Origin of the sequence: Flammeovirga sp. SJP92, from assembly GCF_001583495.1 — a bacterium.
Lineage (GTDB): Bacteria > Bacteroidota > Bacteroidia > Cytophagales > Flammeovirgaceae > Flammeovirga.
This window is the reverse complement of the sequence record NZ_LQAQ01000063.1, coordinates 138,482-160,788: the sequence shown is the minus strand read 5'-3', so window position 1 is coordinate 160,788 and position 22,307 is coordinate 138,482. Positions and strand designations below refer to the sequence as shown.

Sequence of the window (22,307 nt, the reverse complement as noted above, 5' to 3'; positions counted from 1 at the left end):
ACATTGTAAAAACAGCTTGAAGTGACTTTCCGGAAAGAATAACAACAAGTACTTTGAGTACAAAAAAATTAACTGACTTGATTATTACTTAAAGTAGCAAACTGAATATCAATAAGGGAATTAAGCACCCTGATGATAAAAAGGGCTCTACTTGGTAAACAACTAAAAGTATGAAAATGAAATTTACAAAATGGCTATTGACGCTCTCTTTATGTATGAGTGTAGGGATCAATACGCTTTTCGCACAAACTGATTTTCGCGAAGAAACTATTTACTTCTTAATGACCACTCGCTTCTTTGATGGAGATCCGAGTAATAACGTTCCCAATGAATGGAGTTCCTACAATCCAGATCCAGAAATTAATCCTTCTATTACAGATCCCAATGATGTCACTTGGAAAGGTGATTTTAAAGGTTTAATTCAAAAACTGGATTATATCAAAGACCTTGGTTTTACCGCTATTTGGATCACTCCGATTGTTCAGAACTGGAGTCCTTTGGATTACCATGGCTACCACGCTTATGATTTTACAAAAGTAGATCCTCGATTGGAATCTCCGGGCGCTACTTTTCAAGATCTGATCAATGAAGTACATGCCAGAGATATGAAAATTGTGTTGGATGTGGTGACTAATCACGCTGGCCGTTTTGGTATTAAAGGTTTGGCTGAAATTAAATATAATACAGATACTTCAGAAGTCTGGGGACAGGATTTAAATGGTAATCCATTGCAACCTAATCCAAACTGGGAGTACGATGGAATGACACCTAACCCTGATGATGGCTTGATTTGGAGTAGAGCGAATCTACCTGAATTACCAGCACCTTACAACGAAGATCTTTCTAACTACAACTGGCCTTCTACAGTATCTTATGTCAATACAACAGATGCAGATTGGTACCATCAAAGCGGTAATGGTTTTGCTCAAGGCTGGGACGATACTGAAAACCTTTACAACAGAGCATTGGCAGGAGATACACCTGATTTGAATACATCCAGCCCTGTAGTAAGAGAGTATTTGGTCAATGCTTATAAGACATTTATTGAAATGGGTGTAGATGCATTCCGTTGGGATACCATCAAGCACATGTCTAAAGAAGATGTACTGTATTTCTTAGATGCTTTTAAGGCGATCAATCCAGACCTTTTTGTTTTTGGTGAAGTAGCACAGAAGCGTCACGAATTACACAGTATCGAAGAAATTAATCCACACTGGTACACTTGGAGAGGAGCAACGAATGCTTCTGAACCATCAGGAATGGCTGTAATTGATTTTTACGCTGAAGCAAGTTTCCATGGTCCTTTTGAATATGGTGAAGGTTTTGGTGGAGTAAAAGCGGCCTCACGTTATGATCACTTATATGCAGATCCGTCAACTAACTTATTATGGTTAGATAACCATGATTTTGGTCCGAATAATGACTGGAACAAGCGTTATGGTGGAACGGATGAAAACTTAGCGGCCTGTCTGAATTTTATGTTTACTTGGAGAGGTATTCCGATTGTGTATTATGGTACGGAAATGCGATTTATGGCAGGGGCCTTTGCGGATATTCATGATGCAGAAGGAATTAAAAAATCAATCAATGAAACAGGTAGAGCATACTATGGTGATGTAATGGATCAGGCACCAAGCCACAAGATTTATCAGCACATCAAAAAACTGAATGCTATGCGATCAGCAGTGCCAGCACTTCAAAAAGGAGAGTGGCGCTGGAATGGTGACAATGGCGGAAACGGCGTTGGTTATGTTCGTGTACATGGAAACAGTGAAGTGGCTGTAGGTCTAGCAAAAGATGGATCAGCATCATTCAACTTTACAGGTTTGACTAATGGCATTTATAGAGATGCAGTGACAGGAGCAGAAGTACAGGTTTCTAATGGAACATTGAACTGCACAGTTGAATCAGGTTCGGCGGCAGTTTATGTTTTAAATGGTCCTGGTATGATCGGTGGCAATGGCGTTGGTTTCTTCCAGCCAGGAGAAGGTGGACCAAGCTTACCATTTGTAAGTGCATCACCAGCACCTCAGAGATATGACAATCCTGTAGAAGTAAGTCTTTCCGCTTCCTTAGGAGCAGGAGGTCCTTATACTATTTATTATACAACAGACGGTTCTCAGCCATCGTTCTCAAGCAGTCAATACAACAATACAAAAATCGCTGTCAATGATGATATGGACATCAAATCATTTGCAGTAGATAAAGATGGGAATTCGTCTTCAGTGACTACTTTCTCTTATAGAATCGGTGAGATTGAAGGACTAGAAGTGTATTTCAAGAAGCCATCTAATTGGAATGGCGTCAATGTACATTATTGGCAAGAAGTACCTGCCGGGGCATTACCTGCAAGTACTTGGCCTGGACCAAATATGACACAGCATGATGGTGATTGGTATAAATATGTATTTGAAAACACAGAAAGTGTCAATCTACTTTTCAGTGACAATGGAAGTAACAAAACCATTGACCTTTCAAGAAACTCAAATGGTTGGTATGATGGAAATACATGGCACAACGAATGTCCTGATTGCTCGGTAATAACACCTCAAGTACCAACTTTAATGCTCACTCAAAATAGCAATAGAGTAAGTGCATCAGCCACTGAAAACGGAGTAATTTATTATACATTGGATGGAAGTACTCCCACTGCTTCATCTTCTCAATATAATGGGGAAGTAGTGTTATCTGGAAACGCAGGTGATGTGATTACTTTCAAAGCCATTGCGATCAATAGCGTTGGTAGTTCAGCTGTTAAAACGGTGACCTACACTGTACCAACACCAATTGAAGGAGGAATGACCGTGTATTTCAAAACGGACTGTTCAACACCAAGAATTTATTTCTGGAGTGTAACAGGAGGAACCATGACAACTGCATGGCCGGGAGAAAATATGTTGGCTTCAACAGATTATCCTGGGTTCTATGAATACACGATTGACGGCACTTGCACTAATTTGATCTTACTTTGCGGTGATACAAAAATCACTGGCGACGAAATGAATATTTGTGGTAACGTTTGGTATGATAACGGATGGATTGATGAACCAATCACAACGCCTGATACAGAAGCTCCAACAGTTTCTATTTCACCTTCAGGCAGTACTTTTGTAGGCGCTGGAAACATTACAATTTCCGCTTCAGACAATCGTGATGCATCACCAACGATCTATTATACTTTAGACGGATCTACACCAACCTTATCTTCAACTTCAGCTGAAGGGCAAGTCACCTTATCGATTTCCCAAACTACTACTGTCTCAGCTATCGCTGTTGATGATGCCGGCAATACTTCAACGGTAAGTACCGCATCATTCACAGTGACTGCACCAAGCGGAGGTTTCACCGTTTATGCTAAAGATTATACACATATTTACCATTGGAACGCCTCTCCGACGGGAGCATTGGCTAATGCGACTTGGCCAGGTGTAAGTATGACACAGTCGAATGGATGGTACGCTTTCACTTTCCCAGAAGCCGTGACTTCTTCAAGTATTATTTTCAGTAATAATGGAGGAGGACAAACTTCTGACTTGACAAGAAACAAAGACGGTTGGTATGTAAATGGGCAATGGTACGATCAAAACCCTGATGGCAATACAGTAACACCAACAGGATTGACAGTTCATTTTAAATCGACTTGGAACAACCCACTCATCCACTATTGGAACACAGATAATGGAAGCTCATCCAATTGGCCAGGTGTAAGTATGACCAATGATGGAAACGGTTGGTACAGTTATACAGTCACGAATACCTCCTCTGCTAGTTTACTGTTCCATGATGGAAGTGGTAATCAGACTTCTGATTTATCAAGAACTACTGAAGGCTGGTATAAAGACGGACAGTGGTATAATTCAAATCCTGAATCAAGCAGTGCTCGCAATACTACTATAGGACTGAATTTGGAAGAAGATTTAAAACTGTATCCAACAATTATTGATAATCAATTCTTCCTTCAGCTGACACTTGCAGAAAGTAAGACAATTGGTGTTCAGATTTTCAATTTGAGTGGACAAGAAGTTTATCCTCTCCAATTGAAAACAGTGCAGTCAGGAAAGCAACAATTGACATTTGATCAATTAGACCTGCAAGCAGGAATGTATTTGGTCAACATTTCAATTGATAACCAAAGAACTGTCAGAAAATTGATTAAAAAATAATGAACAAGGACATGTTTAGATTACTCTGTAGTAGTGCTAAACATGTTCCAACTTTCTCATAATACTTTTTTCTACATTCATTCATTTATATAAGTACACTAATTCTACATCAAATAGTGTTTAGAATAGCCTGCTACATTTTGTGACAGGCTATTTTTACTAAAACGGACGTTAATCTGTTCAAAACGTGTAATTTATGTCCAAAAGTGAACAAACGTGAATGAGGTGATATTAGGTATTTTGATTGTAAATTACTGATAATAAGTGTTTTAAAAAATATTGGCATAACTATGGAAATACTATTGGCATATTAACTAGTGTTCAAATTAATTATTTTTAATACCATGAAAACCTTAATTATCTCTCTTATCGGTTTATTATTTTCTGCCAATTTATTTGCCGCAGTTCCAGAATATCCTGAATCAAATGAAAATTCAGAGTTAGTAAAAATGGTGCAAAATGCGGAAGCAAATGATTGGGCAACATATACAAAAGCAGCACAATTATCGATCAACTGGAATGCTGATTTGGAGCTTGCAAAAGAATGGATAGAACATGCAATTACCGTTGATGAAAATCATGACACATTGGAAGTGTTGGGTGATTATTATTTAAGAACTGGAGATGTACAAAATGCTTATGCAACTTATGAAAAAGCACTTTTGAAAGACATCACTTCAATAGATTATAATAGCAAAGCAAGACTTCAACGTAAATTACTTGTGTTTTCAAAACAATTAAAATAAGTATTTCATTATATATGTATCCCTTTTTTAGAGCTTATGTCCTAAAGAAGGGATTTTTTTTACCCCAATTTCATGTTACAATTTATCTCTCATTGCTCAAAGTATATTAATATTACTATTGAAGATGTTGCGGTGATCAACAAAATTTTCCTTTCCCAAAAAACAACCAAAAACACTCATTTACTTCGAAATGAAAAGCATAATAAGTGCTTTTATTTTATTGAAAAAGGGAGTGTAAAACTGGTCTCAAAATCGTCCAATAGGAAGGAAGAATTTTTCTTTCAGAAAGGTGATATTTTCAGCACTTATCATATTATGCAAACCAAATCACAGGTTTTTGATATCGTCTTTTTAGAAGACACTCATTATATAGAAATTTCCTTAGAAAATCTTTTCAAGCTCTTTGATCATAATATCAAGTTCAAAAAGCTTCAAGAGATTATGCTTTTTAAGAGGGAAAAAAAGTTTGAAGAGATTAATTCTTAATAACTCCCTTTATTTTCAATGCCTTAGGAATCGTATTTATAAAAGATTAAAATTTTGAATAATATTTTAAGGTATTAAATTAATGTTTAATTCGTTGGTTATGAGCTCTTTCAAATCATCTTTATTTTAAATAATACTTCTGATATTCCATTTTTTCAATAGTAAGTTTGTGAGTGTAAAATCAAAGCAATAAAAATTGAATTGCAAAAATCTTAACTTAAACTGCTATTAAAATGAACAAGACAATTAAAAGGAATGAGGAGGCCAAAACCGTTTTTGATAGAAGGTCTTTAGAGGTTGATTTTAGACATTTGAAATCCATTTTAAAAGAGGGAATGACCGTCTTGGATATTGGTTGTGGAACGGGTGCAATCACTAAAGACATTGCTAAAATTGTTGGCCCATCTGGAAAGGTCGTTGGAATTGATAATACTTTTGCTGTCATAGAACATGGCAGTGTGGTGTATCAAGACGTAACGAATTTAGAACTAAAAACAGTTGACCTTTTTAACTTTGAACCAGAGGGAAAATTCGACTTAATTGTAGGAGCAAGGGTGTTGCAATGGATGACCACAGTAAAAGAAGCTTTACAGAAAGTAAAGTCTATGCTGAAAGAAGGTGGACAAGTTTCCTTTTTAGATTACAATCATAACCGTTTAGAATGGGTGCCACAACCTCCTCTAACTATGACGCGTTTTTATCAAGCTTTCTTAAACTGGAGAAAGGATGCAGGCATAAATAACGCTATTGGTTCTGATTTGCCACATTTATTGAAAGAAGCAGGGTTTAAAGAGATCGAAGTGATTCCTTCCAATGAATTGTATGATCACACAAGAGAAGATTTTTATGAGCGAGTCAAAATATGGTCTCAGGTAGCAGGTTTAGAGCAGATTTCAACTGAAGGATATATGTCTGAACGCGACCGTTTAAGAGCCATTGAAGACTATAATAAATGGGTAGATGAGAAGGCAGTTTCCATGACAATGATGTTAAATGAAGTCAGGGGAAGGGTTTAAATATATCATTCCGTTACTTTGAACTAAACTTTCAAAGTTCTACTTTTTCTTCTCACCTTTAGATTTCATCATAAGAATATATTGGAACTTATTTTAAAGTGTATTCACATTTAATAGAAAACTTCTTTGCGGTAAAAACGGTAAAGAAGTTTTTTATTATTTTAATACTTCTCATATTCGTATGATCTAAATCAAAAAGGAAATGGAGATCAATATTAAAGAAGGAAGTGCATTTCATATCTTAAAACACCTTCAGGAGCATCTAGGAGGTGAATTAACACCTACTAAGTATGAAGTGAAAAAGCAAGGATTAAGCATTACATCTCAAGTATTTTCCTTGATAAAAGGAAGTACTATTATGATTCATTCTGTCAACTCTGATAAAGATATTTATTACAATGTTATCGGTGATAAGGCAGATGACCGCTATTTAAACTTTAGGTTTGAATACACATCGGACATTATGAAAAATACTGAAGACCATGAAGAAGGAATGGATCTTCAGGCAGTAGGTATGGCTGTTTATGATACTTCATATTCTTTTAAAACACATAATAAAGGTGGACAGCTGAATCAATGGGTTTCTCTGAGAATATCCATCAGTCAAATGAAGGACGTTTTCCCTCATTTTGGAGAATACCTGGAAGGTTTGTTTTCTAATGAACAAAATTGGGTGAAGTATGATATTGCTCCCTTGGAAATTCATATGTTGTTAAAAGATATTTTTGATTTAGACCTTGAGCAACGCAACCCAATGACCCATAGTATAGTTTTGGCTAGAATGATTGAATGTACTGGGGTATTTTATGATCGTATGTTGCATAAAGATTTTAAAGTGCAAAGTAATGTTCACCCTGACGATTTACAGCGTTTAATGGAATTGAAAGATAAATTGATCAATCCCTTTGAACCATTACCTGCTCTTTCTGAAATTGCTGATGAATACGGATATTCACTTTCTAAATTGAAGAGAGATTTTGGAAGTGTATTTGGGAGCAGTATCAAAAGGTTTCACACAGATCTGAGGCTGGAGAAATCGAAACAGCTATTGCAGAATGAAAAAAGAAGCATTACTGAAATAGCAAGGTTAGTAGGGTATAATAGTGTTTCAAAGTTTTCATTGAGTTTTAAGAAGGCTTATGGTATCACTCCTAAAGAAGCTTCCTTGAAGTATGTGAAAGAATAAACTTTTTGGTACAAACTATGAGCTAAAACCAAAAAGATTTACCCCAAAATCAACGTTAGTATAGTTATAAAATGAATTTCAAATCAACTTTTAGTAATGAATACTAGAAGGCAAATAGATGGAAAAATGATACGTAATATACTACAATTCAATAAGCACTTTCTACTCATACTTTCAGGACTGTTTTTATTCAATGCAGCATCATTTGCTCAAAATGCAGAAGAATCATTCGAATATAAATTAGCCTATACTACAGCAGTACAAGCTACAATTTACGGTTGGGCACCTGTAATGATGGACGTGGCATTGGAACTTCAAACTTCGGTAGATGCTCCAATGAACAACGGTCAAGCACCGTTAAATCAATTAGGGCCAATCACAAGACTTTGGGATTATAGAGACCGCTCTTATACTACCCCAAACAATGATACTTATTATATCCAAGGTTGGGCAGATTTAGAGAATAACCCGATGGTATTGTTTATTCCTGAAGTGAAAAACAGGTACTTTATCGAACAAATTCTAGACATGTACACTGAGTCAGTAGTGGACTTATGTAATGCTACTATTGGTGATAAAGGTGGGTATTTTATCCTAGCCAAAAGAGGAGAGACGTTTGAAAATCCAGACAATTTACCAGTATACTATTCTAACACAAGATATATTTGGTTAGCAGGTCGTCTAGGAGTAGATGCTTCTGAAGCAGATCACAAAATTGCACAAGAATTACAGAAGGAATTCAGATTAATGCCTTTGTCTGATTATCCAAATGGCGGTCAAAACCCAGAGCCATTAGTGGCTGTTGGAGCACCAAAAGTGAATTTCCCTAAAGGAATGGACTGGTTCAAAAGATTTGATAGAGTATTAGCTGAAAACTATCTAGAAGAAGATAGAAGTTTAACAGATCAGTTCAAATACATCGGAATTGGCAACGGTAAAATGGACGAGTTGACTGAGGTTCAAAAAGAAGCAATGGTCAAAGGTTTTGGAGATGCTTTCCAGATGATTTTACACACAGCGAAGAATACTAATACTCCTGTCAATGGATGGAACTATGAGTACAATGCTGGTAAATATGGTGCTGATTATCTTCAAAGAGCAGCAATCAATATGAACTCAATTGGTTTGAACTCTCCAGAAAGAGCCATGTATCCAAAAAGATATTTTGATGATAAAGGTGAGGTATTAAACGGTAAAAATGCTTACGAAATCACATTGCCAGCAGATATGGCGGTGAATAAAGAAGTTGGCGGATTCTGGTCAATCACTATGTATGACGCTGAAGATCGTTTTATGGTGGATAACGAAATTGACAGATACAAAGTAGGGTCAATGACTGAGGGAATGGTTTACAATAAAGATGGATCATTAACGATTTATATCTCTCACGAAAAGCCAAAAAATAAAAAACAACTTAAAAACTGGCTTCCTGCTCCTAACGCGGATTTCATGTTACAATGTAGACTATACGAACCTAATCAAAGAGTAGTTGATGGAAAATTTCATTTACCTGAGTTATATAAGGTAAAATAGTAATTTGTGTTTGTTACGCTCTAGAGGGAAACCTCTAGAGCTTTTTTATTTACTTCAATTTTTCAGTAAGGTCTTCCAATTGATTCGCCAATTCAATAAGGTCTTTGACTACATAATCTGGTCTTTCAACAAGAGGATAAAGTGCTTTCCCTTTTCGTTTGATAAAAGCTGTATTAAGTCCTGCCTCTTTAGCACCTGCCACATCCCACCCATGAGCGGCGACCATCATTACTTCCTCAGCTTTGTAGCCCGTTTCTTTTAATGCCCACTTGTAGCTATCCAAATGAGGTTTATACGTTTTGATCGTTTCCACACTCAACATCTGATCAATGTAAGGTGTCAATTCAGCATTGGCCATTTGTGTTTTTACACCCTCATAAGAGGAATTGGTAAATGTGATGACCTTGTATCCTTTGTTCCTCAGAATCTCTAAACCTTCTTTCACATCAGGGTGGGGAGGAAGTGACCTTAATGGCGTAACAATGGCTTTTTTAGCTTCTTCCATCGTCAATGGAATAGCATTGTTTTCAGCGACCATCAATAAAGTAGCCGTACCAATTTTCCCAAAATGCTCATACCTGTTGATGTCGGTAGCGACCAAAGAATAATGTAACATTTTTGAAAACCATAAATTCAATAAATCAGTCCTTCCTCCTAATGCTTCTGCAACAGAAGTTTTCATGTTATTAAGATCTAAAATGGTTTCATTGACATCAAGAAAGATGACTTTGACGTGTGATTTCTCCTTTTCTTTTTCGGGTGTGTTAAAGGCCAAAAGAAAAAGAGTGAATGGGATGAATAAAAATAAATTTTTCATTGGATTGAATATAGTTTAATTAATTAGTGTTTAAAGTGAAAGTAGGAAGTACACCTTTACGATGCACTTCCCTATTGAATTGGTTAAAAGAATGGGTAGATAAATGGTTTAACTGGAATATCTTAATTGATCAAGGTAAGTAGAAACGCCTACTAAATACAGCTCAAGAATAGCATCGTCATGATAAAGCTTTCTTAATCCTCTTACACCTTCAAAAGCACTGACTAGAAAAGTTCCTACCGCTTTACTATCGGTATTTTCCTTGATAGTACCTTTCTTTCTCTCTCGCTCAATCACAGCTTCAATTGCAGAAGTCCACTGATCAATAATGTCTCTTAATGCATTTTGATAGCTTTCCTCAGCACTTCCTATCTCATTGATGAGGTTGTTGGCTGGGCATCCCTTTTCCTTTTCATAATCCGTGAAAGTCCTGATCTTTTTCGTGAAAATATCCTTAAGGATTTCAATAGCATCACCTTCCTGCTGTAAAGGGAGGATCATATTTTTATGAATTCGGTCAAATACAATCTGATTAATAACAGCTACACCAATTTCTCTTTTATCCTTAAAGTGATGATAAAAAGCTCCTTTAGTTAGAGAAGTGGCTTTCATAATCTGATTGACACTCGTCGATTGAAACCCATCTTTATAAAAAAGCTGGAAAGAAGTATCGATAATGAGTTGTTGTGTTTGTTCCGATTTTAATTTCTGTTCCATGCTACAAACATAGAGATAAAATAAAAACATTCCAAGTGGTATGTTTTTATTTTTATAACTTGAAATGAAACAAAAACAGTACACTTAAACCAATAAGTGTACTGTAAATAATAAGTGGAAACTGTTCTCTATTCTAAATTAATCTATTGGTCTATGTCTATACCTTCTAAGTCTGAGAAAGTAGTGTTGCTTTCTGTAAGGTTACCACCTTCTTGAACACGTATACCAACATCACCACTTTTTGAGAGCATACAGTGATCTATGGTCAACGAAGCACCTTCACCTACTTCAATATTGGCTTTTCTATTACCTCCATCAAACCCTTTTTGTCCGCCGTTCATCACCTGAGTGTGGCTTAATTTATTGTTCAATGTGTTAGACAGGAAACGCAAGCCTCTCCAATAGCCTTTTATGTCTTGACTTCCACTAAATACAACAGGGTTGACAGATGTGCCATTGCTAGTTAACGCTGCATCATTTTGAATTTCCAGTCCGCTGTCTTCCTGCCCTACAAACTGAGCACCTGCATTGATGGTTATTGAAGCGTCAATACGTTCAATATTAGCACTCAATCTGTATGGTACATTCAACGCCTGCCAGGTAGCATCTCCGGTAACATCTGTAGCACTCCAATAAGAATCGATATAATCATTGGTGTTGCCTGTATAATCGGAATTGCTGTCAAAATAATGGTAATGATTGATTTGCGACATGACAGGTGCTGTATTTTGAGTGAATGTATTATTTGCAAAATCAACCAATACAGCTTCATTAGTTCTTGTGAATAAGCCGTACCCACCACTGTTGTATGATTTGGTATGAGTCATCTTAAGTCTTCCATTGCCATCCACCATAATGTTGGCTCTTTCATCACCGCCGTCAAATCCTTTTTGTCCGCCGTTGGAAATTTCTACATAAGTGAGTTCATTGGAAGTGTTGTTGGAATGGAAAGACAATCCTCTCCATTTTCCAGGAAGGTTTTCATCTCCTCTGAATATGATTTTTTGATCTGTAGTACCAACTGCATTCAATGAACCTTCTTCTAAAATAGCAAGCCCGCTGTTATTGATTCCAATGATTTCAGTACCTGCTTCAATCGCAATATTAGATTCAATATTCTCAATATTATCTGCTAATCTTAAGGGAACATTAATGGCCATCCAAGTTACATCTTCATCAGTAGCTGTCGCACTCCATATTCCTAAAATATAATCATCTGTATTACCAGTATAATCAGAATTGATATCAAAGAAATGAAAATGGTGGAGCTGTGCTGTGATGGGCGTGCTGTTATTAGAAATAGTATTTTCACTGAAAGCCGTAAGTGAAGAAGTTTTGTCTCTCAAATAAATCCCCGTCCCATCAGCATTAATAATAGTCGAATGTGTGATACTGATACTCGATGCGTTGTTGATCATAATCCCGGCCTTATGGTTGGCACCATCAAAACCTTTTTGCCCAGCATAATCAACTGTGACATAAGCTAACTTATTATTAGCACTGTTAGACAAAATATTTAACCCTTTCCATGCACCTTTTATCTTGTTGGTACCTGTCAGAGTAATGGCTTCCTCGGCTGTTCCTTCTGCTTTTAATGATCCTGAGGCAGTAACATCAATACCTGTTTCACTTTTAAAAACAATCATAACTCCAGCTTCAATGATAAGATTAGCCTCTAAAATTACATCACTAGAAGCAATGTAATCTGGCAGAGTAGGGTCTTCAATTCTATTGACTAATGTTCTGTCTGAACTGATCACTCCTCCAATTTCTTCTGGTAAAATAGCATTGGAGCCAACAGTAATTTCTATGGTGTCATCACCTGTTTTTCCATTGCTGTTAGTCCCTGTCAATTTGAATTGATAAACACCAGACGCTACAGGTGTAAATTTTGTGATAGCAGAGGTTGGGTCTTCTAAACTGATTCCTGAAGATCCACTGGGAATGGAGAGGGTCTCCCATAAAAATGTAACAACATCATTCTGGCTGTCAGTTCCCGTTCCTGTCAAGGTAACAACATCTCCTAAACTCACTGTTTGATCAGGTCCAGCGTCTACTGTAACGTTTCCGACAATTTCATCAGCAGGGTCATCGGATGAGCAACTGATAATGCATAACCCAAAGAACAATAAGCATAATTTGAAGTCAAAAAGTAGTTTGTGTGAAAAAAGCATGGCAATAATTAGTTGTGCCTTTATTCGCTGTAAAATAAAGGCAGATTTAAATTCAATTTTTATTCCTACAAAATTACCATGTATTAAGGCTTGCATCAATTGGGGAAAATACTGAAATTGCGTTAGGGAAATCCCCTAGAACTAACTGGAACTATTATTTAAATAATGCTGACTTTCAAATCTTTATTGCTATTCTATGCTTCTTTAATAGTATCATTACCTGTCATTGCCAATAATAATTATGATAGCCTCAAACGTGAGATTGACGCCCTTTCTGGCAGAGAGCGTTTGAACTTCTATATTGATATCTGCAGTGATTATTCCACCTCCGCAGAAGAAGCTAAACAAGTACTTTATTTTGTTGATGAAGCCCTACTTTTCGCGGAGCAACTGTCTGATCAAAAAGCAATTTACAGGCTTAAAATTGAAAAAATTGGTGCGAAAGCTGTCCTAGAAAACAATACACAAAACCTTGATTCTATCAATGTAATTATTGAAGAACTTATCAGGGAAGAGGAAGAGGATTTGTTGTTGAAGGCTTATATAGTAAAAGGAAATGAAGAGGTGGATTTGGATGAAATGGACAAAGCAAGGACGACTTACTCCAAAGCCATGAAATACGCAGAATCATTGAACGATAGCAGTACTTTATCGGTAATTTATAATAATCTGGGAAATGTAGCGAATAGGTTAAGGAGAGTTGATGAAGCGATCAGTTATTATCATAAAAGTTTAATTATTCGAGAAAAAAAGCATGATAAAAATCTCACTAGAACCTATAATAATCTTGCTCAGATGTACCGTACTATTGGTAATTACGAAAAGGCTATCGTCTTTGATAAAAAGGCCATGAAAGAGCAAACCAAGAATAATAATATTTTTGGGCTTAGTATAAGCAACCTCAATTTAGGCAACACTTATCGGAAGCTTAATAAGATTGACAGTTCACTTTATTTCAATCAAGAAGCATTGCGATTGAGTCAATCCATAAAGGATACCATAGGTTTTGCTTTTGCTTTCTATAATATTGCCTCGGTTTATTATTCTCAAGAAGATTATAAAAATGGAGTGAAATATTATGAGAAGGCCTATCCAATTTTTGAAGAAGGGAAATTGAAAACATACACCGCCACCACCCTGAATAGTTTGTCTGCTTGTTATAGAAGTTTAGGAAAGCTGGATAAGGCTGAACTTTGTCTAGAAAAATCTGAAAAGATAATCCAAGATTTAAATTCTCATGTTCTGAGAAAGTTCCTTCATGAAAGTTATTATTACATCTATAAAGACAGGGGCAATTATAAAGAAGCTTTAAAGCATAGTGAATTGTTTAGGCAGTTTTCAGATAGTGTTTTAAGTGAAACTCAAATAGAGAAAATTGCCAATTTAGAGAAGGATTATGAAATAAAAGACAGAGACTATAAAATTGCTCTTCTGGATAAGGAAAATGAACTGAACTCTCTCAAATTAGCACAGCAAAGATTGATTAGAAATGGTTTGGTGTTTTTGGTGTTGATGTTTTTCGTGATGGTTTTTGTGTTATATAATAAGTACAATACCAAAAGGAAGATTGAGGGTATTTTGAACATGAAAAATCAAGCACTGGATGAAGCTAATCAAACCAAAGACCTTTTCTTTTCTATTATAGCACATGAATTAAGAAATCCACTTTCTGCTTTTAAGATGCTTACCAATGGTCTGAGGTCCAATTTGGACCATTATTCCAAAGAAGAAATAGAAGAGCAACTGAATGATTTAAGAATTTCGGCCAATAACCTCAGTGATTTATTGCAAAACTTATTGCAGTGGTCGCTCTCTCAAACAGATAGGATTACTATAGATTTAAAGCAACATGATATCAAAGTATTATTGGATGATGTTTTATTTCAAGTCAACAGCTTAGCCGTGCAAAAAGGAATCGTAATTGACAAGGAAAAAGTTTTGAGCATGAATGCTGAATTTGATTGGAATACGATGGAATTTGTAATTCGAAATTTGTTAGTCAATGCTTTAAAGTTTTCGGATCACAACAGTAGTATTGAATTAGAGACTCAAGATGAAATAGAATTTATCGTGATCACCATTAAAGATTATGGAATAGGAATGTCTGAAAAAGATGTGGATAAGCTATTTCAGATTAATTATAATGTCAATCACATAGGAAACTCCCCCAACAAGGGCACAGGTCTTGGTTTGATTCTCGTGGATGAGTTTGTCAGAAAAAATAATGGGAGGATAGAGGTGAAAAGCCGTCTCTCAGAAGGAACAACATTTGATATTTATTTACCCAAATAAACAGCTATGAATAATCCAATTAAGGTTGCTATCATTGATGATCATAAGATCGTTTTGCAAGGTTTGAGATCATTACTAATTGCAGAAGAACAAATAGAAATTATAGGAGTCTATCAATGCCCTGATGAGTTTTTAAAGAATGAAATCCCCCTTCAAATAGATGTGTTATTATTGGATGTAAACCTAGGAGCAAAGTCGGGTATTACGCTAGCCAAACATCTTGGAATTCATTATAATCACGTCAAAATTATTATGTTGACAGCTTTGGAAGATCAAGCCACGATTGAAGGTGCGATACAAGCAGGGGCTTTAGGTTATATCACTAAAGAAACAGAAAAAGAGGAATTACTACAGGCCATTTGTGAAGCTTATGCAGGAAGAAGATTTTTTTCGAAGAAAATATCAAGAATAGTTTTTGATGGTTATGCCCAAAGTGTACAAGAAAAACAGGAAACACTTCTAAGCGATAGAGAATTGGAAGTGCTTACTTACCTTTCTGAAGGTTTAAAGCATAAAGAAATGGCGGATCTTATGTGTGTGAGTGTAAAAACCGTAGAAACGCACAAAGCCAATCTTCAGAAAAAGCTGAACTTATACACTACAGCTGACCTTGTGAAATATGCTTTGCGAAACAAGATTGTAGAACTATAAAAAGACGAAAAAGGAGAGAGTGAATTCATCATTTTATCACACTTTCTCCTTCCTCGTAATTACTTCAATAAACATATTACCTTTTTCCTTCCCACTCTCCGTAGAACTGTTCTAGGAAAGTTTCCATGTATTGATGTCTTTGTTCTGCAATTTTTTTAGCCGTTTCAGTATGAATACGATCTTTTAATAGAAGAAGTTTCTCATAAAAATGAGCAACTGTAGAAGATTCACTTTTATGGTAGGCATCAAAACTCTCGTGCATTTCATATTTTTCAGAAGGGTCATAAAGCGATCTATTTTTATTACCTCCATAAGCAAAAGCTCTAGCAATACCGATGGCTCCAATGGCATCCAAACGATCAGCATCCTGTACAATTTGCCCTTCAATGCTAGGCATATCATCTTTAACATTGGCGCCTTTATAAGAAACTCTACTCACTATGTCAGCTACCTTTTCAATGGTATCTTCATCAGCTCCAATTTCTTTCAGCCAAGCTTTGGTTTGTCGGCTTCCCTCCATCAAATCTCCATCATAGAATTTATGATCAGCAATGTCGTGAAGCAGAGCACTGAGTGAAACAATATAAGGATCGCAATCTTCTGTTTTTGCAATGTTTTCTGCGGATTTCCAAACTCTGTAGATATGATGCCAGTCATGCCCTGTACCTTCTCCTTCAAACTTTTTTTGAATAAATTGGGCAGTTTTTTCAACTATTTCTATCTGATATGAATTCATTTTCAATGGAACTGTTAAATTGTGGATGTTTACGTTTTTGTAGACGTAACAACAAATTTAAAGCATATTTCAAAACATTTTCCTATTTGGAATGTATTTCAGATATGTTCTCAAAAACGAATTTATTACAAACTTTTAAACGCTAAAAAAATGGCAGAAATTACTTTAAAAGGGAATCCTTTTCATACTTCAGGAGAATTACCAGCAGTAGGTTCAGTTGCTCCAGCTTTTACATTAGTTAAATCAGACCTTTCAGAAGTAACTCTGGAAGAGTTGAAAGGGAAAAAAGTAATTCTAAACATCTATCCAAGTGTTGATACAGGTACATGTGCAACATCTACTAGAACTTTCAATGAAAAAGCATCTTCATTAGATAACACAGTTGTAGTTTGTGTTTCTAAAGATTTACCATTTGCATTTGGCCGTTTTTGCGGTGCTGAGGGAATCGAAGATGTAATCACAGGTTCATCATTCAGAGATACTTCTTTCGAAGATGCTTACGGTTTAAAAATCATCGATGGTCCATTGGCAGGCTTATGCTCAAGATGTATCGTTGTGATTGACGAAGAAGGAAAAGTGAAATACACTGAGCAAGTAGCAGAAACTGTAGACGAGCCAAATTACGAAGCAGCTATCGCGGCATTATAAGTCATAGATAAGCTGAATTTAAAAAAAGAAACCTTTCCACAAAGTTTGAGAGAGCTTGTGTGGAAAGGTTTTCTTTTTTCTTGGTATTACAAGTATATGTTTTTTCTGTTTAAGATCATTAACTGAAGTGAAAAATATGTGAAAATTAGTTAGTAAATTTTAATCTTCCTCATTTTGATCTTCCTCTTCTTGTTTAAAATGTAATCGTACCATGTCAATTCTTGCTCCGTCCATGGTAACGATATTGAATTTTAGATTGTCAATTTCTATTTCTTCATTCACCTGCGGGATATTTCTATAATGATAAAGAATATAACCGCCTAAAGTATCATATTCTCCTTCTTCAATATTCCAATTGTGTTTTTCGTTGAGAGTGTCTACCTCATGTCGGGCTGTAAGCAAGTAGGTAAATTCATCTTCTTTGAAGAATGGAAGATCGTCCTCGTCATGCTCATCTTCAATTTCTCCCACAATTTCTTCCGTAATATCCTCAAGCGTGGCTATACCAGCAGTACCGCCGTATTCATCAATTATCCACACCATACTTTTCTGTTCAGACATCATGTACGCCATCATTTCATCAGCGGCCGCTGTTTCAGGTTTGGAAGGCATCTCACGAATAATTTCCTGAATAGTTTGTGGTTTTTTATACAACTGTCTAGCGTGGCAATACCCTACAATATCATCAAGATCATCTCTATAAATAGGAATTTTAGAGTGCCCACTTTCTATAAATAAATTTTTTAACGCCTCAATATCCTCTTCAATGTCCAATGCGACAATTTCCTTGCGGGGAATCATCACGTCCCTAGCTTTTGCTTCTTTGAACTGTAAAGCATTTTCGAAATACTTTTTATCAATACTTTCACTGTCAGTGTCATCATCACTCAATGAAGCCACTTCAATGTCATTGATATATTGGCTCAAATCAGTCAAATTGAAAGGAGCAATTTTTTCTTCCATATTGATACCCATCAAATGTTTGATAGAAAACTGTGAAAGTTTCTCTACTGCCCATGTTACAGGATAAAGCACTGTATAAATGATGTTCATTGGCGGAGCCGCAATACTCAAAAACAGGTCAGGGTTGAGCATGGTTAAACTCTTCGGTAGAAATTCAGCTGTCACCAATACAACCACTGTAGAGAGGATGGTTTGAGAGATCAAAACACCAACTTCAATGGAACCAGCGTCTAAAGCAGGGAAATTGTTCTTGAATAAAACCTGTAAAACAGGGTCTAAAACATTAGAAACAAACACACCATACATTACTAATGCGGACGTATTTCCGATTAGAATAGTGGTAATAAAAGTAGATTTATTTATAAAGAATTTATCAATCAGTCTACCCGTAAAAGAGTCTTTCTGTCTTTGTACTTCTATATGCAATCTATTCGCCGAAACAAAGGCGATTTCAGTGGCAGAGAAGAAGGCAGAAAATAAAAGACATAAACCGATGTAAATTATGTTTTCATTCATTTTTCTCCGAAATTTTTAACAAATATCAAAAAAACTCATTAAGAGTTGCACAATTTTCGAAATAATAACTCACAATAGTACAAATGTATCTATATTTATGGCACATTTTTCACATCGCAAAAAATTGTTAGTTCAGTATTATGAAGGATTTGACATTAGACATCAGAATTGAGAAGACTGAGAACTCACGTTTAAGTACAGTAGATTTCAATAATATACCATTTGGAAAGACTATGTCTGACCACATGTTTGTAGCTGACTATCGCGATGGTAAATGGCAAGACTTAAGAGTCGTCCCTTACGATTCATTTCAATTAAGTCCTGCAACGTCGTCATTGCATTATGGGCAGTCTATATTTGAAGGATTAAAAGCATTTAGAAACGCACAAAACGCTGAGGAAGTACTAGTCTTCCGTCCAGAGGAAAACGCTAAAAGATTAAACGTCTCTGCAGAAAGAATCTGTATGCCAACGATTCCAGAAGAAATTTTTATGGAAGGTTTACATACACTTTTAGAGATTGACAGAGAGTGGGTGCCAAATACGCCAGACAGTTCACTTTATATCCGTCCGTTTATGTTTGCAACAGATTCATTTTTAGGAATGCGTCCATCAGAGACATATACGTTTGCAATCATCACAGCTCCAGCAGGGAAATATTATTCTAAAGCGCTAAAACTTAAAGTGGAGAAAGAGTTTGCGAGAACGGCTCCAGGCGGAACAGGTTTCGCTAAAGTGGCAGGTAACTATGCTGCGTCTTTACTTCCAGCAAAATTAGCGGCAGAGCAAGGATACGACCAGTTATTGTATACAGACGCTAAAGAGCGTAAATATATTGAGGAATCAGGTACTATGAATGTAATGTTCGATATCGACGGTACATTCGTGACTTCACCTACTATTCCTGTAGAGGACACAATCCTACGTTCTATCACTCGTTTGACTGTAATTGAATTATTAGAGGAAATGGGTAAGAAAGTAGAAGAGCGTCATATTTCTGTAGAGGAAGTGATCACAGCGATCAAGGAAGGCAGATTAAACGGTGCTTTCGGTATTGGTACAGCTGTTACGATTGCTCCTTTTGCTTCAATTGCCGATGAGGGTATTGATTATGAATTGCCAGCAGATTACACTTTCGCTCAAGAGCTGAAAGAAAAATTCCAAGGTATTCAGAAAGGAGAAATCGAAGATACAAGAGGGTGGACATATAAGATCTAGTCATTAAGGCAGAAGGATAAACTCCAGCTCAAAAAATATGAAGCACTTATAGTTTAGTAATAAATTATAAGTGCTTTTTTATATTGAAATTTTCTATCTTTGATTTCGACTATTTATCTTTTATATAACAATGAAATAATGAGAATTAGCAAACTTACTTTTTCAATCCTATTATTGAGTCTAATTTCTTTTAATATCAATGCTCAATCTAATTTTGATTCCCCATTTTTTCTCAATGGAAAAATGAACCTAGGTATTGGCTTAGGGAGTGTAGATGTTCCCGCAGATGGAGGCCTGTCTTCAGTCCAATATGGAAGTGGCTTTGGTTTTGAGGTTGGTTTCGGTTATTACTTAAATAACAATCTTTCTTTATTAGCTAATGTAGGTTATGCAATGCAGCTTCAATACAATGCAACTTCATCATCTTATGGTAGTAATACCAGCTCTTCATTTTTTGGCAGAGCAATTTTCAGAGGAGGAGCTCAGTATGAAATTATCACTAACCAAGATGCTAAAGTGAAAGGTATCCGATTAGGTGGTGGTCTTCTGTATGAGATTCCAGGAGGGTATAGCGTAACGGAAAATAACAGAGATTTTGCTTCAGTGGAATTTGATTCCAAAGTAGGCTTTTACATTGACTGTGGTGTGCCCATCCACTTCACTAAAAAATTTAAGCTTATCCCTTATTTGAGGTACAATAGTAATTCAACTACGGTGGTTTCAAGTCCATTAAGCAATGTTGGAGAGGCTGTTAATGCCAGCTTTATTGAAATTGGTGCGGCAATGGATTTACATTTATAGGATCTACTTTTCCTATCGATGAAGAACAGAACCCCCCTTCTTTTTATTGTATCCATACAAAAAAGGAAGGGGGTATATAAAAAAGCTTGATTATTTCCTTTTCTTTTTCTTCGTTTTTCTTGGTTTAATTTCAGGGTGAGCATCCAAATACTTTTCCCACAAATCAGGACGTCTTTCCTTTGTACGTTCCATTGACTGCTCTAACCGCCATTCATCTATTTTAGATTCGTGCCCAGAAAGAAGGATGTCAGGTACTTCTTGTCCTTTCCATTCTCTTGGTCTGGTATAAACAGGAGGAGCTAAAAGACCATCCTGAAAAGAGTCTGTTAAAGCGGATGTCTCATCACCAAGCACTCCCGGGATTAATCTGATAATAGCATCGGCTACAACAGCTGCCGCTAATTCACCCCCCGAAAGTACAAAATCACCAATAGAGATTTCTCTTGTAATTACCTCGTCTCTGACTCTTTGATCAATACCTTTGTAATGACCGCAAAGGATGATAATATTTTCACAACTGATAGAGAGGTGATTGGCAATCTGCTGATCGAAAACTTCACCGTCAGGTGTCATATAAATGACTTCCTGATAGTCTCTTTCTTTTTTAAGATCTTCAATACAATTAAAAATCGGATCTGCCATCAATACCATTCCAGCTCCATGTCCGTAAGCATAGTCATCAATATGACCATGTTTATTCACCTTATATTCTCTTAAATCATGAACGTGAACTTCAGAAAGAGCTTTATCATTGGCTCTTTGTAGAATAGAGTGAGAAAATGGACTGTCCAATAATTTTGGCACACACGATATAATATCAATACGCATTATAATGACAACGATTGAGTTGAAAATCTATATAAATTTTGAATTGCAAAGATACAAACAATGAATTGAAATCCTTTTTGTCTTTGTATACTGATTCACAACTATTTGTTTTTCTTGTTAAATACACCTAAAAAAGAAATCTTTAAGTGTATTATTTACGTATAATTATTAAGCAAAAAACACTAAAACTATAGAAACATGAAAAACTTTAAAATTTTATTAGCTGGTATTTTTATAGTAACCTTAAGTAGTTGTGTATCCTATAAAGACTCAATTGTATCAGGATACAATCCAAATGACATTGAGAATATCTATCATATAAATCATGAATAATAAGGGAGACCTTCTAAGCAAATTAGAAGGTTATTTTTGTTTGTAAATTATTGATAGTTAGTGTTTAATGGTCTTATTTTGTTGGTGTTGAGAAAATAAATTGTCATTTAGCTTTAACTTTTATCAATCCTTTGTGATTCTAGTAAATAAATGTTAACTTAAAGGAACCGAAATAACACTATCGGAAAAATTATTATCTCAAACTCACGCTACTATGAAATATTTAAAATTACTCCTGATTGGAGCATTTCTGCTTTCATTGAGCAGTTGTGTATCCTACAAAAGCTCAGTAGCTTCAGGTTATAATCCGAATGATTCCAATAATATTTACCATATGGTTCACGAATAAATCGAAAAATATTAAAATTATCGAAGTATGATATGAAATGTATTTACCCTTTAGAGGCCTCATAATTATGAGGTCTCTTTTTTTGCTTTGTTGCCAAATAACAAAAATTGAGGAAGTAGTACAGAAAGAATTTGC

The 22,307-nt window shown here is 35.8% G+C and carries 18 protein-coding genes; 12 read left to right on the top strand and 6 right to left on the bottom strand.

Going from position 1 to position 22,307, the window contains the following annotated elements:
- The first annotated feature begins 176 nt into the window (after positions 1-176).
- The 6 genes from AVL50_RS16640 to AVL50_RS16615 all read left to right on the top strand — a co-directional run bounded on the left by AVL50_RS16640 (position 177) and on the right by AVL50_RS16615 (position 9,130).
- The gene (locus AVL50_RS16640; RefSeq protein ID WP_172826858.1) at positions 177-4,163 is read left to right on the top strand and encodes a starch-binding protein; all 3,987 of its coding nucleotides are present in this window, start codon (positions 177-179) and stop codon (positions 4,161-4,163) included.
- A gap of 344 nt (positions 4,164-4,507) precedes the next feature.
- Positions 4,508-4,909, top strand: coding sequence for a hypothetical protein (locus tag AVL50_RS16635; RefSeq protein WP_062617628.1), 402 nt, complete (start codon positions 4,508-4,510; stop codon positions 4,907-4,909).
- A gap of 72 nt (positions 4,910-4,981) precedes the next feature.
- Entirely contained in the window at positions 4,982-5,395 is a 414-nt protein-coding gene (locus AVL50_RS16630; protein WP_062617627.1) for a cyclic nucleotide-binding domain-containing protein, read from the top strand.
- Between the two features lie 233 nt (positions 5,396-5,628).
- On the top strand, positions 5,629-6,411 hold the full coding sequence (locus tag AVL50_RS16625; protein WP_062617626.1) for a methyltransferase domain-containing protein: 783 nt from the start codon (positions 5,629-5,631) through the stop codon (positions 6,409-6,411).
- 202 nt (positions 6,412-6,613) lie between these two features.
- Positions 6,614-7,597: a helix-turn-helix transcriptional regulator gene (locus AVL50_RS16620; RefSeq protein ID WP_062617625.1), complete on the top strand. Its 984-nt coding sequence runs from the start codon at positions 6,614-6,616 to the stop codon at positions 7,595-7,597.
- 126 nt (positions 7,598-7,723) lie between these two features.
- The gene (locus tag AVL50_RS16615) at positions 7,724-9,130 is read left to right on the top strand and encodes a DUF1254 domain-containing protein (RefSeq protein WP_172826857.1); all 1,407 of its coding nucleotides are present in this window, start codon (positions 7,724-7,726) and stop codon (positions 9,128-9,130) included.
- Between the two features lie 49 nt (positions 9,131-9,179).
- Here AVL50_RS16615 and AVL50_RS16610 read toward each other — a convergent pair whose 3' ends face one another.
- The 3 genes from AVL50_RS16610 to AVL50_RS16600 form a co-directional block, all read right to left on the bottom strand.
- Positions 9,180-9,947 (bottom strand): haloacid dehalogenase type II, encoded by a 768-nt coding sequence (locus AVL50_RS16610; protein WP_082795867.1) that lies wholly within the window; start codon positions 9,945-9,947, stop codon positions 9,180-9,182.
- A 108-nt stretch (positions 9,948-10,055) separates the two neighbouring features.
- Positions 10,056-10,664: a TetR/AcrR family transcriptional regulator gene (locus AVL50_RS16605; protein WP_062617623.1), complete on the bottom strand. Its 609-nt coding sequence runs from the start codon at positions 10,662-10,664 to the stop codon at positions 10,056-10,058.
- 143 nt (positions 10,665-10,807) lie between these two features.
- Positions 10,808-12,934 (bottom strand): PKD domain-containing protein, encoded by a 2,127-nt coding sequence (locus tag AVL50_RS16600; protein ID WP_062617622.1) that lies wholly within the window; start codon positions 12,932-12,934, stop codon positions 10,808-10,810.
- Between the two features lie 69 nt (positions 12,935-13,003).
- Here AVL50_RS16600 and AVL50_RS16595 point away from each other — a divergent pair, with 69 nt between their 5' ends.
- Both AVL50_RS16595 and AVL50_RS16590 read left to right on the top strand, forming a co-directional pair.
- Positions 13,004-15,130 carry a tetratricopeptide repeat-containing sensor histidine kinase gene (locus AVL50_RS16595; protein WP_062617621.1) on the top strand — a complete coding sequence of 709 codons (2,127 nt, stop codon included), beginning with the start codon at positions 13,004-13,006 and terminating at the stop codon, positions 15,128-15,130.
- Between the two features lie 6 nt (positions 15,131-15,136).
- A complete protein-coding gene (locus AVL50_RS16590; protein ID WP_062617620.1) occupies positions 15,137-15,781 on the top strand; it encodes a response regulator transcription factor in 645 nt (214 codons plus the stop codon).
- Between the two features lie 76 nt (positions 15,782-15,857).
- On the opposite strand, the gene AVL50_RS16585 is transcribed toward AVL50_RS16590, so the two are convergent.
- A complete protein-coding gene (locus AVL50_RS16585; protein WP_062617619.1) occupies positions 15,858-16,517 on the bottom strand; it encodes an HD domain-containing protein in 660 nt (219 codons plus the stop codon).
- A gap of 150 nt (positions 16,518-16,667) precedes the next feature.
- On the opposite strand from AVL50_RS16585, the gene tpx reads away from it, so the two are divergent.
- Positions 16,668-17,165: a thiol peroxidase gene (gene tpx / locus AVL50_RS16580; protein ID WP_062617664.1), complete on the top strand. Its 498-nt coding sequence runs from the start codon at positions 16,668-16,670 to the stop codon at positions 17,163-17,165.
- Between the two features lie 159 nt (positions 17,166-17,324).
- Here tpx and AVL50_RS16575 read toward each other — a convergent pair whose 3' ends face one another.
- Positions 17,325-18,644 carry a hemolysin family protein gene (locus tag AVL50_RS16575; RefSeq protein ID WP_062617618.1) on the bottom strand — a complete coding sequence of 440 codons (1,320 nt, stop codon included), beginning with the start codon at positions 18,642-18,644 and terminating at the stop codon, positions 17,325-17,327.
- Between the two features lie 140 nt (positions 18,645-18,784).
- On the opposite strand from AVL50_RS16575, the gene AVL50_RS16570 reads away from it, so the two are divergent.
- Both AVL50_RS16570 and AVL50_RS16565 read left to right on the top strand, forming a co-directional pair.
- A complete protein-coding gene (locus AVL50_RS16570; RefSeq protein ID WP_062617617.1) occupies positions 18,785-19,861 on the top strand; it encodes a branched-chain amino acid aminotransferase in 1,077 nt (358 codons plus the stop codon).
- A gap of 138 nt (positions 19,862-19,999) precedes the next feature.
- A complete protein-coding gene (locus tag AVL50_RS16565) occupies positions 20,000-20,662 on the top strand; it encodes an outer membrane beta-barrel protein (protein ID WP_062617616.1) in 663 nt (220 codons plus the stop codon).
- A 90-nt stretch (positions 20,663-20,752) separates the two neighbouring features.
- On the opposite strand, the gene trmD is transcribed toward AVL50_RS16565, so the two are convergent.
- Complete coding sequence (trmD, locus tag AVL50_RS16560; protein ID WP_062617615.1) at positions 20,753-21,490, bottom strand: tRNA (guanosine(37)-N1)-methyltransferase TrmD; 738 nt, start codon at positions 21,488-21,490, stop codon at positions 20,753-20,755.
- A gap of 547 nt (positions 21,491-22,037) precedes the next feature.
- Between trmD and AVL50_RS33720 the strand changes: the two genes are divergently transcribed.
- The gene (locus AVL50_RS33720; RefSeq protein WP_256366128.1) at positions 22,038-22,172 is read left to right on the top strand and encodes a hypothetical protein; all 135 of its coding nucleotides are present in this window, start codon (positions 22,038-22,040) and stop codon (positions 22,170-22,172) included.
- Positions 22,173-22,307 lie beyond the last annotated feature (135 nt).

Bases quoted from the DNA above. Each gene is read 5' to 3' on its own strand.
- AVL50_RS16640 (WP_172826858.1), top strand. From the start codon at position 177: ATGAAATTTACAAAATGGCTATTGACGCTCTCTTTATGTATGAGTGTA.
- AVL50_RS16635 (WP_062617628.1), top strand. From the start codon at position 4,508: ATGAAAACCTTAATTATCTCTCTTATCGGTTTATTATTTTCTGCCAAT.
- AVL50_RS16630 (WP_062617627.1), top strand. From the start codon at position 4,982: ATGTTACAATTTATCTCTCATTGCTCAAAGTATATTAATATTACTATT.
- AVL50_RS16625 (WP_062617626.1), top strand. From the start codon at position 5,629: ATGAACAAGACAATTAAAAGGAATGAGGAGGCCAAAACCGTTTTTGAT.
- AVL50_RS16620 (WP_062617625.1), top strand. From the start codon at position 6,614: ATGGAGATCAATATTAAAGAAGGAAGTGCATTTCATATCTTAAAACAC.
- AVL50_RS16615 (WP_172826857.1), top strand. From the start codon at position 7,724: ATGATACGTAATATACTACAATTCAATAAGCACTTTCTACTCATACTT.
- AVL50_RS16610 (WP_082795867.1), bottom strand. From the start codon at position 9,947: ATGAAAAATTTATTTTTATTCATCCCATTCACTCTTTTTCTTTTGGCC.
- AVL50_RS16605 (WP_062617623.1), bottom strand. From the start codon at position 10,664: ATGGAACAGAAATTAAAATCGGAACAAACACAACAACTCATTATCGAT.
- AVL50_RS16600 (WP_062617622.1), bottom strand. From the start codon at position 12,934: ATGCAAGCCTTAATACATGGTAATTTTGTAGGAATAAAAATTGAATTT.
- AVL50_RS16595 (WP_062617621.1), top strand. From the start codon at position 13,004: ATGCTGACTTTCAAATCTTTATTGCTATTCTATGCTTCTTTAATAGTA.
- AVL50_RS16590 (WP_062617620.1), top strand. From the start codon at position 15,137: ATGAATAATCCAATTAAGGTTGCTATCATTGATGATCATAAGATCGTT.
- AVL50_RS16585 (WP_062617619.1), bottom strand. From the start codon at position 16,517: ATGAATTCATATCAGATAGAAATAGTTGAAAAAACTGCCCAATTTATT.
- tpx (WP_062617664.1), top strand. From the start codon at position 16,668: ATGGCAGAAATTACTTTAAAAGGGAATCCTTTTCATACTTCAGGAGAA.
- AVL50_RS16575 (WP_062617618.1), bottom strand. From the start codon at position 18,644: ATGAATGAAAACATAATTTACATCGGTTTATGTCTTTTATTTTCTGCC.
- AVL50_RS16570 (WP_062617617.1), top strand. From the start codon at position 18,785: ATGAAGGATTTGACATTAGACATCAGAATTGAGAAGACTGAGAACTCA.
- AVL50_RS16565 (WP_062617616.1), top strand. From the start codon at position 20,000: ATGAGAATTAGCAAACTTACTTTTTCAATCCTATTATTGAGTCTAATT.
- trmD (WP_062617615.1), bottom strand. From the start codon at position 21,490: ATGCGTATTGATATTATATCGTGTGTGCCAAAATTATTGGACAGTCCA.
- AVL50_RS33720 (WP_256366128.1), top strand. From the start codon at position 22,038: ATGAAATATTTAAAATTACTCCTGATTGGAGCATTTCTGCTTTCATTG.